General features: G+C 65.1%; 16 protein-coding genes. All 16 read left to right on the top strand.

Annotation, left to right across the window (positions count from 1 at the left end):
* Positions 1 to 52: 52 nt before the first annotated feature.
* The 16 genes from G1E_RS02865 to G1E_RS02790 all read left to right on the top strand — a co-directional run bounded on the left by G1E_RS02865 (position 53) and on the right by G1E_RS02790 (position 14,645).
* Entirely contained in the window at positions 53 to 1,471 is a 1,419-nt protein-coding gene (locus tag G1E_RS02865) for an FAD-dependent oxidoreductase (protein WP_009684959.1), read from the top strand.
* A gap of 194 nt (positions 1,472 to 1,665) precedes the next feature.
* Positions 1,666 to 2,730 carry a uroporphyrinogen decarboxylase gene (gene hemE / locus G1E_RS02860; protein WP_009684960.1) on the top strand — a complete coding sequence of 355 codons (1,065 nt, stop codon included), beginning with the start codon at positions 1,666 to 1,668 and terminating at the stop codon, positions 2,728 to 2,730.
* Between the two features lie 197 nt (positions 2,731 to 2,927).
* Complete coding sequence (gene gbpA / locus G1E_RS02855; RefSeq protein WP_033690825.1) at positions 2,928 to 4,385, top strand: N-acetylglucosamine-binding protein GbpA; 1,458 nt, start codon at positions 2,928 to 2,930, stop codon at positions 4,383 to 4,385.
* A 51-nt stretch (positions 4,386 to 4,436) separates the two neighbouring features.
* Positions 4,437 to 4,949, top strand: coding sequence for a cytochrome b (locus G1E_RS02850; RefSeq protein WP_009684962.1), 513 nt, complete (start codon positions 4,437 to 4,439; stop codon positions 4,947 to 4,949).
* Positions 4,950 to 4,954: 5 nt separating this feature from the next.
* Positions 4,955 to 5,449: a type II secretion system protein N gene (locus tag G1E_RS02845; RefSeq protein WP_009684963.1), complete on the top strand. Its 495-nt coding sequence runs from the start codon at positions 4,955 to 4,957 to the stop codon at positions 5,447 to 5,449.
* The gene (gspD, locus tag G1E_RS02840; RefSeq protein WP_009684964.1) at positions 5,446 to 7,287 is read left to right on the top strand and encodes a type II secretion system secretin GspD; all 1,842 of its coding nucleotides are present in this window, start codon (positions 5,446 to 5,448) and stop codon (positions 7,285 to 7,287) included. The genes G1E_RS02845 and gspD overlap by 4 nt, the downstream gene beginning before the upstream one ends.
* Positions 7,284 to 8,747 carry a type II secretion system ATPase GspE gene (gene gspE, locus G1E_RS02835; protein ID WP_047149602.1) on the top strand — a complete coding sequence of 488 codons (1,464 nt, stop codon included), beginning with the start codon at positions 7,284 to 7,286 and terminating at the stop codon, positions 8,745 to 8,747. Before gspD ends, gspE begins: the two co-directional genes overlap by 4 nt.
* Before the next feature lies 1 nt (position 8,748).
* A complete protein-coding gene (gene gspF / locus G1E_RS02830; protein ID WP_009684966.1) occupies positions 8,749 to 9,954 on the top strand; it encodes a type II secretion system inner membrane protein GspF in 1,206 nt (401 codons plus the stop codon).
* Position 9,955: 1 nt separating this feature from the next.
* Complete coding sequence (gene gspG / locus G1E_RS02825; protein ID WP_009684967.1) at positions 9,956 to 10,402, top strand: type II secretion system major pseudopilin GspG; 447 nt, start codon at positions 9,956 to 9,958, stop codon at positions 10,400 to 10,402.
* The gene (gspH, locus tag G1E_RS02820; protein ID WP_009684968.1) at positions 10,399 to 10,863 is read left to right on the top strand and encodes a type II secretion system minor pseudopilin GspH; all 465 of its coding nucleotides are present in this window, start codon (positions 10,399 to 10,401) and stop codon (positions 10,861 to 10,863) included. The genes gspG and gspH overlap by 4 nt, the downstream gene beginning before the upstream one ends.
* A complete protein-coding gene (gene gspI, locus G1E_RS02815; RefSeq protein ID WP_009684969.1) occupies positions 10,841 to 11,224 on the top strand; it encodes a type II secretion system minor pseudopilin GspI in 384 nt (127 codons plus the stop codon). The genes gspH and gspI overlap by 23 nt, the downstream gene beginning before the upstream one ends.
* Positions 11,211 to 11,789: a type II secretion system minor pseudopilin GspJ gene (gene gspJ, locus G1E_RS02810; protein ID WP_047149601.1), complete on the top strand. Its 579-nt coding sequence runs from the start codon at positions 11,211 to 11,213 to the stop codon at positions 11,787 to 11,789. The genes gspI and gspJ overlap by 14 nt, the downstream gene beginning before the upstream one ends.
* The gene (locus G1E_RS02805) at positions 11,786 to 12,643 is read left to right on the top strand and encodes a general secretion pathway protein GspK (protein WP_052960500.1); all 858 of its coding nucleotides are present in this window, start codon (positions 11,786 to 11,788) and stop codon (positions 12,641 to 12,643) included. The genes gspJ and G1E_RS02805 overlap by 4 nt, the downstream gene beginning before the upstream one ends.
* Positions 12,636 to 13,757: a type II secretion system protein GspL gene (gene gspL, locus G1E_RS02800; RefSeq protein ID WP_047149600.1), complete on the top strand. Its 1,122-nt coding sequence runs from the start codon at positions 12,636 to 12,638 to the stop codon at positions 13,755 to 13,757. Before G1E_RS02805 ends, gspL begins: the two co-directional genes overlap by 8 nt.
* Entirely contained in the window at positions 13,757 to 14,236 is a 480-nt protein-coding gene (locus G1E_RS02795) for a hypothetical protein (RefSeq protein ID WP_047149599.1), read from the top strand. The genes gspL and G1E_RS02795 overlap by 1 nt, the downstream gene beginning before the upstream one ends.
* A gap of 61 nt (positions 14,237 to 14,297) precedes the next feature.
* Positions 14,298 to 14,645 (top strand): YgiW/YdeI family stress tolerance OB fold protein, encoded by a 348-nt coding sequence (locus G1E_RS02790; protein WP_047149598.1) that lies wholly within the window; start codon positions 14,298 to 14,300, stop codon positions 14,643 to 14,645.
* Positions 14,646 to 14,677 lie beyond the last annotated feature (32 nt).

The raw sequence follows: 14,677 nt of genomic DNA, 5'->3' as shown, positions 1-14,677 counted from the left end.
TCTTGCAGTTTGCAGCGTGTAGCTTGCAGCTGCTGTAAAGAGGTTTTGAAAAATGGCTGAACGTCTGAACAACGACTTCCAGTTCATCGAAGTGGGCCGCAAGGACCCGAAGAAAAAGCTGCTGCGCCAGCGCAAGAAAGAGTTCGTGGAAATCTACGAGCCGTTCAAGCCGCAGCAGTCCGTGGAGCAGGCGCACCGTTGCCTGGGCTGCGGTAACCCGTACTGCGAATGGAAGTGCCCGGTGCACAACTTCATCCCCAACTGGTTGAAGCTGGTTTCCGAGGGCAACATCCTGGCGGCAGCGGAGCTGTCGCACCAGACCAACACCCTGCCCGAAGTGTGCGGCCGGGTGTGCCCGCAAGACCGCCTGTGCGAGGGTGCCTGCACCCTGAACGACGGCTTTGGCGCGGTGACCATCGGCTCGGTGGAGAAGTACATCACCGATACCGCCTTTGCCATGGGCTGGCGCCCGGACATGTCCAAGGTCAAGCCCACCGGCAAGCGCGTCGCCATCATTGGCGCAGGCCCTGCTGGCCTGGGCTGCGCCGACGTGCTGGTGCGCGCCGGGGTTACCCCGGTGGTATTCGACAAGAACCCGGAAATCGGTGGCCTGCTGACCTTCGGTATTCCCGAGTTCAAGCTGGAAAAGAGCGTGCTCAGCAACCGCCGCGAAGTGTTCACCGGCATGGGTATCGAGTTCCGCCTCAATACCGAGGTGGGCAAGGACGTGACCATGGAACAACTGCTCGCCGAGTACGACGCAGTGTTCATGGGCATGGGTACCTACACCTACATGAAGGGTGGCTTCCCGGGTGAGGACCTGCCGGGCGTACATGACGCGCTGGACTTCCTGATTGCCAACGTCAACCGCAACCTGGGCTTCGAGAAGTCGCCTGAAGACTTCATCGACATGCAGGGAAAGAAGGTTGTGGTGCTGGGCGGTGGCGACACTGCCATGGACTGCAACCGTACCTCGATCCGCCAGGGTGCCAAGGCGGTGACCTGCGCCTATCGCCGTGACGAAGCCAACATGCCGGGTTCGCGCAAAGAGGTGAAGAACGCCAAGGAAGAAGGCGTGAAGTTCCTCTACAACCGCCAACCCATCGCCATTGTCGGCGAGGACAAGGTCGAGGGTGTGAAGGTGGTCGAAACCCGCCTGGGCGAGCCGGATGCCCGTGGCCGTCGCAGCCCCGAGCCGATTCCGGGTTCCGAGGAAATCCTGCCGGCCGATGCCGTGGTGATCGCCTTTGGCTTCCGCCCAAGCCCGGCGCCATGGTTCGAGCAGCATGACATCCAGCTGGACAGCCAGGGCCGTGTGGTGGCGCCGGAGAAGGGCAAGTTCAAGCACCAGACCAGCAACCCGAAAGTGTTTGCCGGTGGCGACATGGTGCGCGGTTCGGACCTGGTGGTGACGGCGATCTTCGAAGGGCGCACTGCTGCTGAGGGTATCCTGGACTACCTGGAAGTCTGATTCTCGACCTGTTCGCGGGCACGCCCGCTGCCACAGGGTTCGGCGCAGAACCTGTGGGAGCGGGCGTGCCCGCGAAGCTTTTGTATACAAAAACGCTTGATCTGTGGCATCCAATAGACAAAACGCATGGCCATGGCCGTGCCTTTTGCGCTGGCGTCTGAGAAAATGCCCGCACTATTTTTCCGGATGCCGACATGACTGCCCTGAAGAACGATCGTTTCCTGCGTGCACTGCTCAAGCAACCCGTAGACGTCACCCCGGTGTGGATGATGCGCCAGGCCGGGCGCTACCTGCCGGAGTACCGCGCCAGCCGTGCCAAGGCAGGCGATTTCATGAGCCTGTGCATGAACCCGCAGTTCGCCTGCGAGGTTACCTTGCAGCCGCTGGACCGCTACCCGCTGGACGCGGCGATCCTGTTCTCCGACATCCTCACCATCCCCGATGCCATGGGCCTGGGCCTGTACTTCGAAACCGGCGAAGGCCCGCGTTTCAGGAAGGTCGTCAGTACCCCGGCCGATATCGAAGCCCTGCCGGTTCCCGACCCGCAAAAAGACCTGGGCTACGTGATGGATGCGGTCAGCACCATCCGCCGCGAACTCAACGGCCGCGTTCCGCTCATCGGTTTTTCCGGTAGCCCCTGGACCCTGGCCACCTACATGGTCGAAGGCGGGTCGTCGAAGGACTTCCGCAAGACCAAGGCCATGGCCTATGACAACCCGCAAGCGCTGCACCTGCTGCTGGACAAGCTGGCCCAGTCGGTGACCAGCTACCTCAACGGGCAGATCCTTGCCGGTGCCCAGGCCGTGCAGATCTTCGACACCTGGGGCGGCAACCTGTCAGCGGCGGCCTACCAGGAGTTCTCCCTCGCCTACATGCGCAAGATCGTCAGCGGCCTGATCCGCGAGCATGAAGGGCGCAAGGTGCCGGTCATCCTGTTCACCAAGAACGGTGGCCTGTGGCTTGAAAGCATCGCCGAGGCCGGTGCCGATGCTCTGGGCCTGGACTGGACCTGTGACATTGGCGACGCCCGTCGCCGTGTGGGCGACAAGGTGGCCTTGCAGGGCAACATGGACCCGACCGTGCTGTACGCCAAGCCAGAGGCCATCCGCCAGGAAGTGGCGCGCATCCTGGCCAGCTACGGCCACGGCAACGGCCACGTGTTCAACCTGGGCCACGGCATCACCCCGGAAGTCGACCCGGCGCACGCAGGCGTGTTCATCAACGCGGTGCACGAGCTGTCGGCGCAATACCACGTTTGAGTTTCCAGGCTCCCCGAACCAGGGTTTGGGGAGCCTGTGCCTGCCGCTGCCGTGCATTTCCGAAAATGTGCCGAACGTTCAGCCGTATTCCTACATATAGGCACAGATGTTTCTTCTAATGTCCGACCTCCCTTGAGCAGAGGGCACATTCGCCGCGCGTGAATGTGCCCTTTTGCATTCAACCTTCGGAGTTCGTGATGAATACAAGAAAAACCCTGCGCAGAAGCGTTGTTGCCACCGGTGTGTGGATGGCTATCGCAGGTGCAGGTTTGCAGGTTCAGGTTGCCCAGGCACACGGCCATCTGGCTGACCCGCCTTCACGGGCAGCGCTGTGCCATGCCAACCACAAGAACCTGAACAGCAACTGTGGCGGCGCTCAGTACGAACCGTGGTCGGTCGGTGAGGCCATTGGGCGTTTCCCGGCGGCCGGCCCTGTTGATGGGAAAATTGCCAGCGGTGGTATCCGTGGCGATTTCGGTGCCCTCGACGAGCAGTCGGCCAACCGCTGGCATCTGACCCCCATCGTTGACCGGAACATTCAGTTCGACTGGCATTACCAGGCGCCGCACCCGGTAACCACGTGGGAATACTTCATCACCAAAGCCGACTGGAACCCCAATACCGCACTGAGCCGCGCCTCGTTCGACGACGCGCCGTTCTGTGTAGTCGATGGCAACAACCAGGTGCCCGCCAGCGGCACTGGCACCAACCCCAAGCATAGCTGCACCTTGCCAGCCGACCGTGCAGGCCAGCACGTGATCCTGGGTGTCTGGAAAGTGGGGGATACCGACAAGGCCTTCCATAGCGTGGCTGACGTCGATATTCAACTTGACGGCGGGCCTGCGCCCGAATGGCCGCGCCTGGCCGAGATCAGCGCCAGCCGAGACCTTGAAGTGGGCGACCAGGTGACGGCCCGCGCATTCGATGCCAATGGCGAGCGTCCGTCGCACCATGTGAGCGTCACCATTGACAACGCCGAAGAAGGTATCGCTGCCAACTGGGCTTACAAGCTCGCCAGGCAGATCAACGAAACCCAGACGCTGGTCCGTGCCGGGCAAATGGATGCCGACGGCAACATCGAGCCTGTCCAGGGCTCCAACAGCATCTTCGCCAAAGCCGAAAGTGGCCTGACCAACTACATCCTCGACTTCAAGGCCGCTGCCGGTGAGCCCGCCACCCTGCACCTGCATGATGTCAAACCTGAGTACACCATCGCTGATGGCCAGAGTAGCGTGGACTTTACCGTCATGACCAACAAGGCCTTGACCGTATCGGCGCGGCTGTTCGACGCCAGCAACAAGCAGGTCGCCTACGCACGGCAACTGGTCAACGGCAGCGCGCCGTTCGCCTTGAACGTCGCCAGCGTGCCAGGTGAGCACACCCTCAAGGTCGTCGGCGTGGACAAGCGCGAGCTGCTGCAGGATGAGCGCACGGTCCAGCTCAAGGCGTCGGGTGACGGCTCGTACGACTTTGTCTTCCCGGAGTCGCTGTCCAGCTACCAGGCCGGCACCAAGGTACTGCAGCCCAAGAATGGCAAGGTCTACGAGTGCCAGCCCTTCCCGAACTCGGGTTACTGCGTGCAGTACTCCGCCAATGCCGCCCAGTTCGAGCCAGGTACCGGCTCTCACTGGAACATGGCCTGGACCGAGAAGTAATGCAGCACACCTGGCCCCTCGACGGGGGGCCAGGCCCTTCGAGTACTGTTTATGCAAGCACGAAAATATGCCTGGCAGCAGATCCTCCTGCACTGGGTCTCTGCCTTGGTCATCATTTGGGTACTGCTCAGCGGCTTCTACGTGGCGCACCTGAGTGTCACCCCGACCACGTTTCACTTGGTTGCGTTCGTCAACGTGGCCATGACCACCCTGTTCATCCCGATATTCCTGCTGCGCTGGCTGCTGCGGCGGACCCTGTTCAAACCCGGCAGCCTGGAGGGTGCAGCCAGGGGTGAGCGGATCGCCCATCTTGTCCATGAAGGTTTGTACTGGACCACCGCGATCGTGCTGCTGTCCGGCGTATTGATGATGGACCGGCCCATCGACGTGTTCGGCTGGTTCACCCTCGCGCCGCTGTTGAGCGAACCGTTCTGGCACGGCCTGTGGTTCAAGGTCCACATCTGCGCGTGCCTGCTGCTGGCCCTGGGCGTGTCGGTGCACATTGGCGCCGTGGTGCTGCATGAGCTGGCCGGGCGCCGTGTACTGCGGCGCATGCTGCCCTGATTCGGATGAAGCGCTCATCGCATGTGATCTGGCTGGCGCTGGTGCTGGTAACGCTCGCCGGGCTGATAGCGCGGGAACGGCTGTATCCGTTAACTGCGCCCCCGCTGCTGCCGGCCTCGGCGCTGGCCACGGCAGCCGCCCTGGAGCAACCGTTCTCGACGACCGCCCTGGCCTTGGCATTCGGCTTTCAGCCTGAGCGCCAGCGGTCTAGCCGGGCGGACATCACGCTCAAGGCCTGCTTCGTATCCAGCCAGGGCGGGGCGCGGGCGTTGGTGAAAAGCGCTGGGGGCGAGGCTGTCTACCGGGTCGGTGAGCGGATTGCGGGCCACGGTGTGCTGCGCCGTATCGATGTGCGCTCCATCGTGCTGTGGGTCGACGGCCGCGAGGAAGTCGTGGCGTTGGCTACCCCTGGCCCCAGCGTTTTTCTGCCCATGGGGGCGGCCCCTCGCCCGCGCCCGGTTTCTGATCCTTCATCCCGCCTGTTGCGGGAGGTGCAATGACTTTCAAGCGATATTTGCAAGGCGCCTCGTTCGGCGCCTGTTTGACCCTGTGCTGTTCCCTGGCGCTGGCTGAAATGCCCACCTGGCAACTGGCGATGAGCGATGCCGACGTACGCGAGGTGGTGCGTGAGGTGGGGGAAATCCTCGACCAGACCATCATCCTCGACCCCCGTGTGCAGGGGCGCATCACGGTGCTCTCCAACGAAGCCCTGGATCGTGAAGGCATACGCCGGCTGTTCTACTCGGTGCTCAATGCCCAGGGCTTTGCCGCCGTGAACGACGGCGACCGTTTGCTGGTGCTGCCGGCCAGCGAAGCCAAGGCCTGGGCCAACCAACAGGTGGAGGCCATACCGGCCGCGTTCACCACGCGCGTCTTTACCTTGTCGGGCAGCGTCGCTGCCGACCTGGCCGGCCTGTTGCGGCCGTTGGTGTCCAGCAGCGGCTACATTGGCCCCTCCAGCTCGGCCAACGCCTTGGTGGTGACCGACTCTGCAGCCAACCTTGAACGCTTGGAGAGCCTGGTCTTGCAGCTGGACAGCGGCCAGCGGCACGACTATGAGCTGGTGACCCTGCATAACGCCCAGACCGAGGCCGTGTTCGCCGTGGTCGAAGCGGCCGCCGGGGGGCCGGACAGCGGTGCGCAGGTGGTGGCCGACGCCAACGGTAGCCGCCTGCTGATCCTCGGCCCGGCCAAGTCCAGGCAGCGCCTGGCACAACTGACCCGTTCGCTGGATGTGGCGGCACCCGCCACCGCGCAGAACTGGCGTGTGGTGCGCTTGCAGCACAGTAACGCCGAGCAGCTTGCCGACGTGCTGGGTGAGGTGGGCAAGCGCCTGGATGGCGCGCCGGGCACCCGTGACTTGGGCGCCAACCTCACTGGCGACGCCGTGGTCAAGGCCGATGCCGACCAGAATGCGCTGGTGCTGCTGGGCGAGCCGCAGACACTGGGCAGCGTCGAGCAGATCATCCAGCAATTGGACCAGCCACGGGCGCAGGTCCTCATCCATGCGGCAATCGTCGAAGTCAGCGGCAGCATCGATGAAGCGTTGGGTGTGCAGTGGGGCGTGGGCACCGGCGGGCTCAACGGCGGGGTCACGTTCAGCGAAAGTGGCACCGGGCTGGCCGACCTGCTGGGCAAGGAGGCCAAGCTGCCGGGTGGTGCTGCCCTGGCCATTGGCACGGACCGTTTTGCCGCGCTGATATCGGCCTTGGCCAGCAGCAGCCGCAGCAACCTGTTGTCCACGCCAAGCCTGTTGACCCTGGACAACCAGGAGGCGCATATCCTGGTGGGGCAGAACGTCGCCTTCAAGACCGGCTCCTACGTTACCCCCGGCAGTGGTTCGGAGAACCCGTTCACCACGGTCGAACGCAAGGATATCGGTATCAGCCTGAAGGTGCGCCCGCACATCAATGAGGGGCAAAGCTTGCGCCTGGAGGTCGAGCAGGAAAGCTCCGAAATCGCGCCGAGCACGGCCGAGAACGACCTGATCACCAACAAGCGTACGCTCAAGAGCACCATCCTGGCCTCCGACGGCGAGATCATCGTGATTGGCGGCCTGATCAAGGACAGCATGCGCCAGGTCGAGCGTGGGGTACCGTTGCTCAGCCGCATTCCGTGGCTTGGCGGTCTGTTCCGCTGGCGCAGCGACATTCAGGAGAAAACCAACCTGATGGTCTTCCTGCGCCCGACCATTCTGCGTAGCCAGGCGGAGCGGGTCGAGGTAGGGCGCAGGGCCTACGACGGGGTGCGCGCCGCCGATGATTCGCCCTTGCCGGCTGATGCCCAGCGCCTGTTCGAGCCGCGTCGCTTGCCAAGCGCGCAAGTGCCACAGCCATGAGTCCTGAGCTGCCATTCGGCTTCGCCCGGCGTCACGGGATCCTGCTCGACCGCCAGGCGCCCGAGCCGGTGCTGATGATGCGAGAAGGCGCGTCCCTGGCCGCCCTGGCCGAAGCCTGCCGCTTGCTGGGCAATACCTGGCCGCTGCGCCAGGTGAGCGAAGCCGACTTCGCCGAGCGCCTGGCCAGTTGCTACGGCCTGGGTGAGGATGCCGCGCAATCGATCGTTCAGAGCCTGGACCAGGAAATCGACCTGCCACGGCTGGCCGAGGCCTTGCCGCAAACCAGCGACCTGCTCGAACAGCAAGACGATGCGCCGATCATCCGCCTGCTCAATGCCCTGTTCAGCGAAGCGGTGCGCTCGCGGGCCTCGGATATCCACCTGGAAACCTTCGAGCATCAGCTGCGCGTGCGCATGCGCATCGACGGCGTCATGCGCGAAGTGCTGTCACCCCCACGGGAGCTTTCTGCCCTGCTGGTTTCGCGTATCAAGGTCATGGCGCGCCTGGACATCGCCGAGAAGCGCGTGCCCCAGGACGGTCGTATCAGCCTGCGCCTGGCTGGCCATGAAGTCGACGTGCGCGTTTCGACCCTGCCTGCCACCCATGGCGAGCGGGTGGTGCTGCGGTTGCTGGACAAGCAGGCCGTGCGCCTGGACATCGACCACATGCAGATGCCGGCGGCTGTGCGTGCTGGCTTCATGAGCATGCTGGAAAAGCCACACGGCATTTTCCTGGTCACCGGCCCAACCGGCTCGGGCAAGACCACCACCTTGTACACCGCGCTTGCGTACCTGAACCAGGAGTCGCGCAATATCCTCACCGTGGAGGACCCGATCGAGTACCACCTGGCCGGCATCGGGCAAACCCAGGTCAACCCCAAGGTCGACATGACCTTCGCCCGTGGCCTGCGCGCCATTCTGCGTCAGGACCCGGACGTGGTCATGGTGGGCGAAATCCGCGACAAGGAAACCGCCAACATCGCGGTGCAGGCGTCGCTGACGGGCCACCTGGTACTTTCCACCCTGCACACCAACAGCGCGCTGGGGGCAATCACGCGGCTTGCCGACATGGGCACCGATACCTGCCTGCTGGCTTCGTCGCTGGCCGGGGTGATGGCCCAGCGCCTGGTACGCCGGCTCTGCCCGCACTGCAAGGTGGCCTGCGAGGTGGACCAGGCCATGGCCAGCGCCTTGGGCAACCCTGCCGGGCTGCCCGCGCAGCTTTACCAGGCGCAGGGCTGCAGTGAATGCCAGGCGGGCTACAGTGGGCGCCTGGCCTTGCACGAGATGGTGGTGGTCAAGCCCGCACTGGCTCAGGCGATCCACACCCAGGCATCCCAGGCCGCCATGCATGAACTGATTCGCCAGGACACGCCGAGCCTGTTCCAGCACGGTGTTCAGCGTGTCTGCCAAGGGCAGACCAGCGTGGCAGAACTGCTGCGCGTGACCGGGCAGGACTGACATGCCGCTGTTTCGCTATCAGGCCCAGGATGCCAAGGGCGCCCGCCAGCGCGGTACGCTGGAAGCCCCAGGGGCGCGTCAGGCTCGGCAAACCTTGCGCGAGCAAGGCTGGCAGGTGCTGAAACTGCGCCCCGTGCCGCGGTCACTGCTGGCGGGCGTGCTGAACGGCAGCGGTTTGAGCCTGGCCCGGCGTTCGCTGCTGACCCGCCAGCTGGCGACCCTGCTGCAGGCCGGGCTGCCGTTGACCGAAGCCTTGCAGGCGGTTGCCGAGCAAGGCACCCGGCGCCAGGAGCGGCAGGTGTTGCGCGGCGTGGCAGAGCGGGTTGCCGAAGGCCATGCCCTGGCCCAGGCGCTGGCCCATTACCCGCGGGCGTTCCCGGTCATCTACCGGGCCACCGTGGCCGCTGCGGAGCGCTCCGGGCGCTTGGCGGACGTGCTCGAACGTTTGGCCGCGCATGGCGAGGACGAGCAAGCCTTGCGGCAGAAAGTGCAGCTGGCCATGGTCTACCCGGTGATTCTGCTGGCCGTCTCGTTGCTGGTGGTGGGGTTTCTGCTGGGCTATGTCGTGCCTGATGTGGTGCAGGCATTCTCCCGCGACCAGGCGCGCCTGCCGTTGGCCACGCAAGTGCTGATTGCCCTGAGCGATGCCGCCAACCAGTACGGCCTGACAGCGCTCACGCTGCTGCTGGCCGGCATTGCTCTGGGCGCGTGGGCCCTGCAACAACCGCCATGGCGTAGCCGGTGGCATGCCTTGGCACTGCGCCTGCCAGGTTATGGCGAATTCGCGCGGGCCAGCGAGGCGGCGCGGTTCATCAGCACCCTGGCGATCCTGGGGCGCAGCGGCGTGGCCTTGGTAGAAGCGATGAACATCGCTGCGGCGGTGATCGGCAACCTCACCCTGCGCGAGCGTCTGCTGCAGGCCGCCCGCGAGCTGGCCGAGGGCAGCGCCTTGGCCAGTTGCCTGACACGCAGCGACACCCTGCCACCGCTCATGCTGCACATGATCGCCAGCGGCGAACGCGCCGGTGAACTGGACACCATGCTTGAACGTGCCGCAGACCTCCAGGCCAGGCAACTGGCAGGGCGTATCGCGCTGCTGGTGAGCCTCTGCGAACCCCTGATGCTGCTGGTGATGGGGGGCATCGTGCTGTTCATCGTGCTGGCCATCCTGCTGCCGATCCTCAACCTCAACCAACTGGTCAACTGACATGTCCCTTCGTGCTACACGCCACGCGCAACGTGGCTTCACACTCATCGAAATCATGGTGGTGGTCATCATCCTGGGCGTGCTTGGCGCGCTGGTGCTGCCCAACGTGATGAGCCGTCCCGACCATGCCAAGCTGACCGCGGCCCGCACCGACCTGCAGTCGATCGCCACCGCGCTGGAAATCTATCGGTTGGACAACGGCCGTTATCCAACGTCCGCGCAGGGCCTGGACGCCTTGGTCACACGCCCCAGCGTGGCGCCATTGCCGCGCAACTGGAGTGCCCAGGGCTATCTGAAGCGTACGCCTACCGACCCTTGGGGCTCGCCTTACCAGTACGTGAACCCGGGCAGCCGTTCGAACCAGGGGTATGACCTTTACTCGCTGGGTGCCGACGGGCAGCCGGGCGGCGAACAGATGGATGCCGATATCGGCAACTGGTCTGAATGAAACGGCCCCGCGCGCAAGGCTTCACACTGCTGGAACTGTTGCTGGTCCTGCTGCTGCTGAGCATCGTCATGGGCATGGCGGGGCTCGGTATCGGGCGCGACCCGCAGCGCCTGGCCAGCCAGGAGGCCAACCTGTTTTTGCAAATGGTGCAACACGCACGGCAACAGGCTGTGCTGGAGGGCGTGGCGCTGGGTATCCGAATCGACCCGCAAGGCTATCAGCTGCTGAAGGCCCGCGGTGACAGCTGGGAGCCCGCGGGCCAGCAGCGCGATATTGGCCTGGACCTGCGCCTGCAGATCGATGGGCTGCCAGTGCCACCCGCCGTGCCTGGCAAGGCGCCGCAACTGGTGATGTACGGCAATGACGAGCACACGCCGTTTTCCCTGTATTTCGAGGCCGACACCGTGCGCCTGGTCTCCCTGTCTAGCGATGGCCTCAATGCCCCGCAGTTCCAGCCCTGAACGCGGCTTCACCCTGCTCGAGGTGTTGGTGGCGCTGGCGATCTTCGCGGTGCTGGCCGTGGCGGTGAGCACGGCCAGCCAGCGCATACTGGTGCAGTCGCAGGGGTTGCAGGACCGTCTTTTTGCCAGCTGGGTCGCCGACAACCACCTGATGGAGATGCGCCTGCAACCGGCCCTGGCGCCCGGCCAGCGCAGCATGGAGGTGATGTTCGGCCAGCGTCGCTGGCTGCTGCAGGAAAGCCGGCGACGGCTGGGCGGGGCTGGCCTGCTGGAGGTCGAGGTACACGTGGGCCTTGCGGCCGATCGCCAGGTGTTGCACCAGGCCACCGGGTGGCAGGGGGGCAGCGATGCTTCACGCTAGGCCCCGCCAGCGCGGTTTCACCTTGATCGAACTGCTGCTGGCCATGGCCCTCTTTGCCTTGTTGGCGGTGGGCAGTGCGCGTGTGCTGGATGTGGTCATGCGGGCCGAGCGTGCGCGCCAGGCCCAGGCCGAGCAGTTGCATGCGCTGGGCAGGGCCATGAGCCTGATCCAGCGCGATGCCTTGCAAGGGTATCTGCCGGCGAGCCTGGCCAAGGGCGGTTACGGCATCCTGCTGAACGGCGACCGGGCCCATTGGCTGACCCGCGAACCCGACCACCAGGCGCTCAAGCGCAGCGAACTGAGGGTGGTCGAATACTGGCTCGCCGACGGCGTGCTGTGGCGCCAGCGGCGCACCCAGGGGCAGGGCCAGCCGCGCCCGCAGCGTTTGCTCGAAGGTGTGGGCGAACTGCAGTGGCGCCTGTATGTACCCGGTAGCGGCTGGCAGGCGCATTGGCCAATGGCCCAGCGCCGGGCCCTGCCACCGCAGGCGCTGGAGGTGACCCTGTCCACCCGGCGCTTGGCGCAGATTCGGCGGGTACTGACGCTTGGCGGGGCCAGCCAGTGAAGCGGCAACGGCAGAAGGGGCTGGCGCTGATTACCGTGCTGCTGGTGATGGCGCTGCTGACGTTATTGATAGCCGGCATGTTGCACAGCCATCGCCTGCTGCTTGGCGGTGTTGCCCAGCAGCTCGAAGCCACGCGCCTGTTGCGCCTGGCGCAAGCCGGCGAACAACAGGCGCTTGCGAGCCTGCGGGGTGAGGTAGGGGAGATCCTGCAGGTGACCCACGGGCGGCAGGGCTGGGGCCAACCCCGTGTGTTGACCTTGGGCGAAGGCCGGGTGCAACTACAGCTGGAGGACCTTGCAGGGCGCTTCAACCTCGGCGCCCTGACCGCAGGTAAAACCCCCGACCCCTTGCTGCTCGAGCGTTGGCAGCGCCTGTGCCATGCACTGCAAGTGGCGCCGCCGGCCTTGGAGGCGCTGGCGGGCCAGCCGCTGCTGGACTCTACCCAGTTGCGGGCCCTGCCGGGCGTCACTGCCGAGGTGATGGCGCGTTTGCAGCCTTGGGTAGTGGTGTTGCCCAAGGAGGCGCGGCTCAACATCAACACGGCCCCGGCACGCCTGTTGGCAGCACTGGCGGAGTTGTCGCCAGCGGTGGCCGCCGACCTCATACGACAACGCCCCGAGGCGGGCTACCCGACGGTGGAGCGTTTTCTGGCCTCTGCGCAATTGGAAGGCGTGGGCGTGAACAGGCGCGGGCTTGCCGTGACCAGCCGCTGGTTTCGCCTTGAGGTGCAGGCACAGCAGGCGGGGAGGCGCATGTACCTGTACAGCGACCTGGAGATCGATTTGAACACGCACCAGGTTCGTGTGGTGCGGCGTGTATTTACTGCAATGCGGGAGCGAAGAGCAGATGAGTGAAACCTGGCTGTACCTATTGCCCGCGGGTGTTGCGGCGGCCGATGCGCAGTGGCCGGTGTGGCTGCGAGCAGGCGATGGCAGCGTGCGCAAGACGCGTCTGGACGCGCTCGGGGCGACCCTGGCCGGCCCTGTGATCCTTGTCTTGCCGATGGAAATGCTCGGCAGTTGCGAAATCGGCCCCGTGCCAGGCAAGCGGCCGAAGCCTGAAGCATTGGCCTACGCCGCCGAAGAGCAGTTGGCAGCGGCGCTGGAATCGGTGCACCTGGTTTTTGCCGCAGCTGATATGCAAGGGCACCGCCGTGCGCTGGTGGTAGAGCGTCAGGTGCTGCGCAATGTTTTGACCCTGTTGCAAACGCTGGGTATCGACCCGGTCGCGATCCATGTCGACGCCGACCTGCTGGGTGGCGAGCAGCCCAGTGCACTGTGGCTTGACGGGCGCTGGCTAGTGGGCGGCGGGGGGGGGGCGGGGGGAGGTGGGCCGTGGCTGGTCGCTACGCCCCAGGCAGCCGAAATCGTGGCACGGCAATTGCCGCCGATGGCCTGGCAGGCGGCCGCTGCCGATGGCGGGCAACCGCTGGTCAACCACAGGGTCGACAATGCCTTCCAGACCTTGCTGCAAGGGCGAGCCAAGGCGCTGGACCTGCGCCAGGGTCCATTCCGCCGTCAGCGCCTGGCGTTACCCTGGTCGGCGTTGGCGGGCGCAGTGCTGCTGGGCTTCGCCATGCTGTGCGTGGCCGATCATTGGCGTGTCGAGGGGCTGTTGCAGCGCGTGGCTCAACAGCATGCCGAAAACGTTCAGGCATTCCAGCGGTGGGCGCCCGGGCAGCCCGTCACCGGTGACCTGGCGGTGCGCGTCAGGGCGTTGCAGGCCGGCCCTCGTACGACCACCCGCATGGAAGGCCTGGCGGCCGTCGCGCAGCCGCTGGTGGAAACCGGGAACATTACCCTTGAACGGGCCGCGTTCAGCCCGGCGCAAGGGTGGCGTATGGATGTGCTGGCCCTGGGGTTCGATGACCTCGAGCGCTTGCGTTTGCTGGCCCCTGCCGTGCTGATGGACCAGGCCCGGCAGACTGCCCAAGGGGTGCGGGCAACCCTGACCTGGAGCGGGACTTGATGAAGCACAGGTTTGAGCAGGCTCTTGTTCGCCAATGGCAAACCCTACCCGCCACGCGGCGGGCACTGATCAGGGCCACGCTATGGGGGGTGGCCATGCTGGCGCTCTGGCAACTGGCTTGGCTGCCTGGTAAGCAGCGCATGCTGCAGGCCGAGCTTGCCCATGGGCAGGCGCTGGAGCTGGCCGGGCAGTTGCAGCAGGTGGCGTCAGCGCCGGTCGGGGGGCGCGAAGCGGTGCGGGCACTGACGCCCGCCGCGCTCAATGAGCGTGCCTTGGCCGCCGGTTTGCGCGTTGTCGGGCTGCAGGCTCGGGCCAATCAGCTCGATGTCAGCCTCGAAGGCCAGCCCACGGCAGTGCTGAGCTGGCTGCACACGCTGGAACGTGACGGCGCACAGCTGCGCAGTGTGCAGCTACAGGTGACTGGCGCGCAGTTGCAGGTGCAGCTGGCGCTGGAACTGGACGAAGCCTGGGGCGATTAAGATTGGATTCAGCCAGCTTCGGTAGGCTGTTCCCATCCAAACCGAAACAGGACCTGCCTCCATGAAAACCCGTTACCTTGCCCTGATCCTCGCCCCGCTGTTCAGCACTGCTGCCCTGGCTGCCGGCTATACCGGCCCGGGTGCACAAGCGGTAACCACCGTGGCCGCTGCGAACGATGCCGCCGATGACACGCCGGTGGTGCTGCAGGGCTTCGTCACCAAGAAGATCAACAACGACGACAAATACGAATTCAAGGACAACACCGGCACCATCACCGTGGAAATCGATGATGAAGACCTGCCACCGACGCCATTCAACGACAAGACCAAGGTCAAGCTGACCGGTGAGGTGGAGAAACACCTGATGAGCCGTGAAGTGGATGTGGATATCGTCGAAATCATCAACTGATTCCCGGGCCAGTTCGCGGGCGTGCCCGCGAA

The organism is Pseudomonas sp. TJI-51 (assembly GCF_000190455.2).
Taxonomy (GTDB): domain Bacteria; phylum Pseudomonadota; class Gammaproteobacteria; order Pseudomonadales; family Pseudomonadaceae; genus Aquipseudomonas; species Aquipseudomonas juntendi.
The sequence above is the reverse complement of the archived record's forward strand: the minus strand, read 5'-3'. Positions and strand labels throughout refer to the sequence as shown.

What these genes read in the sequence shown, in the direction of transcription:
- G1E_RS02865 (WP_009684959.1), top strand. Translation starts at nt 53, where the DNA reads ATGGCTGAACGTCTGAACAACGACTTCCAGTTCATCGAAGTGGGCCGC.
- hemE (WP_009684960.1), top strand. Translation starts at nt 1,666, where the DNA reads ATGACTGCCCTGAAGAACGATCGTTTCCTGCGTGCACTGCTCAAGCAA.
- gbpA (WP_033690825.1), top strand. Translation starts at nt 2,928, where the DNA reads ATGAATACAAGAAAAACCCTGCGCAGAAGCGTTGTTGCCACCGGTGTG.
- G1E_RS02850 (WP_009684962.1), top strand. Translation starts at nt 4,437, where the DNA reads ATGCAAGCACGAAAATATGCCTGGCAGCAGATCCTCCTGCACTGGGTC.
- G1E_RS02845 (WP_009684963.1), top strand. Translation starts at nt 4,955, where the DNA reads ATGAAGCGCTCATCGCATGTGATCTGGCTGGCGCTGGTGCTGGTAACG.
- gspD (WP_009684964.1), top strand. Translation starts at nt 5,446, where the DNA reads ATGACTTTCAAGCGATATTTGCAAGGCGCCTCGTTCGGCGCCTGTTTG.
- gspE (WP_047149602.1), top strand. Translation starts at nt 7,284, where the DNA reads ATGAGTCCTGAGCTGCCATTCGGCTTCGCCCGGCGTCACGGGATCCTG.
- gspF (WP_009684966.1), top strand. Translation starts at nt 8,749, where the DNA reads ATGCCGCTGTTTCGCTATCAGGCCCAGGATGCCAAGGGCGCCCGCCAG.
- gspG (WP_009684967.1), top strand. Translation starts at nt 9,956, where the DNA reads ATGTCCCTTCGTGCTACACGCCACGCGCAACGTGGCTTCACACTCATC.
- gspH (WP_009684968.1), top strand. Translation starts at nt 10,399, where the DNA reads ATGAAACGGCCCCGCGCGCAAGGCTTCACACTGCTGGAACTGTTGCTG.
- gspI (WP_009684969.1), top strand. Translation starts at nt 10,841, where the DNA reads ATGCCCCGCAGTTCCAGCCCTGAACGCGGCTTCACCCTGCTCGAGGTG.
- gspJ (WP_047149601.1), top strand. Translation starts at nt 11,211, where the DNA reads ATGCTTCACGCTAGGCCCCGCCAGCGCGGTTTCACCTTGATCGAACTG.
- gspL (WP_047149600.1), top strand. Translation starts at nt 12,636, where the DNA reads ATGAGTGAAACCTGGCTGTACCTATTGCCCGCGGGTGTTGCGGCGGCC.
- G1E_RS02795 (WP_047149599.1), top strand. Translation starts at nt 13,757, where the DNA reads ATGAAGCACAGGTTTGAGCAGGCTCTTGTTCGCCAATGGCAAACCCTA.
- G1E_RS02790 (WP_047149598.1), top strand. Translation starts at nt 14,298, where the DNA reads ATGAAAACCCGTTACCTTGCCCTGATCCTCGCCCCGCTGTTCAGCACT.